The organism is Ectobacillus panaciterrae DSM 19096 (assembly GCF_000430785.1).
GTDB lineage: Bacteria > Bacillota > Bacilli > Bacillales > Bacillaceae_G > Ectobacillus > Ectobacillus panaciterrae.
Genome location: NZ_AUMR01000199.1, coordinates 1 through 1,368, shown reverse-complemented (window position 1 = coordinate 1,368; position 1,368 = coordinate 1). Strand labels below are relative to the sequence as shown.

The window sequence follows — 1,368 nt, the reverse complement described above, 5'->3', positions numbered from 1 at the left end:
TTCTCCTAACTGAGTCTGGTGAACTTACCCCGAAGGGACGAAACTAGAGACTATGTAGCTTCTTTTCAGAAGCCACGATACCTTTAGGTTCATGGTAGTTCACATGTTCGTAAAGGATTTTCATGTTCAAAGGTCCAAAATAATTTTACAAACGTCCGTATGAATTCATACGCCTTTACCTTATTTGTTTGTATATATATTGAGAGACTATCAATCTTTAAACTCATTATATATAAATGCAACTAAAAAGAACGGCATAAAAACTTTTCTTTTAGGGGGAGAGAGCATCCGACTATAAAAATACGTTTTTTTTATTCAGTTGTATATAATTTACACAGGAAACTTTTGTTGTTCGATAAATAGTTTAAACAAATTAAGCATATACTCATGTTCCTTTGCCATCATTTCCGGATGCCATTGAACTCCCACTACAAAATGATCCCCTTCTTTTTCAATTGCCTCGATCACTCCATCTTTTGATAAGGCAGCAACTCGAAAGCCGAGTGCCACTTTCTTAACGGCCTGGTGATGGAAGGAATTCGTGCTTATTTGTTCTCCATAAAGTCGGTATAAATGCGTACCTTCCTTAATGCTAACAGAATGAGTCGGAATGTTCGAACTTGCACGTTGATTATGTTCGATTGACGCGCCATCGATCAATGAAATATCTTGGTAAAGCGTTCCGCCGCACGTAACATTTAAAATTTGCATCCCCCGGCAAATCGCAAGGATAGGTTTCTTTTTTTGAATCGCAAATTGAATAAGATGTTGTTCGTATACATCTCTTTTCGGAGAAATACTTCCTAACTTTTGAGAAGGTTCTTCCCCATAAAGCAATGGGTCTACATCCTGCCCTCCTGATAAAATAAGTCCATCTATCCGCTCCGCTTGTTGTTTGATAAGATCTTTATCTTCTACGATTGGCATAATCACGGGCACCCCTCCTGCCAACGTAACAGCTTCAACGTAATCATTGCTTGCATATGCTCGTTTATAGCTTGGAAAACGCTTTCCTTGATCAGAGATAATATTACCTGATATCCCGATAAAAGGCTTCACCTTACTTTTCCTTCTTTCTTTGAAATAGTTATTGCACTCATGAATGTTATGGAGCTCTTAGTGTGATTTCCGTAATCTCTCCTAAATACATAATATAGATTTTCGTACGTAAATGTTCCGCAACACTTAAATCATGGATTACTGTTTAGTTCTATATTTTATATCGTTATAAGCAAACAGTACACTCTTTATGCTACCTGGTTAATAAAATCGCACCAAATCATACCAAATCACAGAGGAACCAGGTGAAACCTCCGCTTCCATGACGACTCTCACGTCACTCCATCAGAGAAGGGATTGCCTTCGTCA

The 1,368-nt window shown here is 38.0% G+C and carries 1 protein-coding gene; it reads right to left on the bottom strand.

Annotated elements, in window-relative coordinates; genetic code table 11:
- Window positions 1–330 precede the first annotated feature (330 nt).
- Window positions 331–1,059, bottom strand: a complete 729-nt coding sequence (locus H540_RS0122265) for a gamma-glutamyl-gamma-aminobutyrate hydrolase family protein (RefSeq protein WP_028402439.1) — start codon at window positions 1,057–1,059, stop codon at window positions 331–333.
- Window positions 1,060–1,368 lie beyond the last annotated feature (309 nt).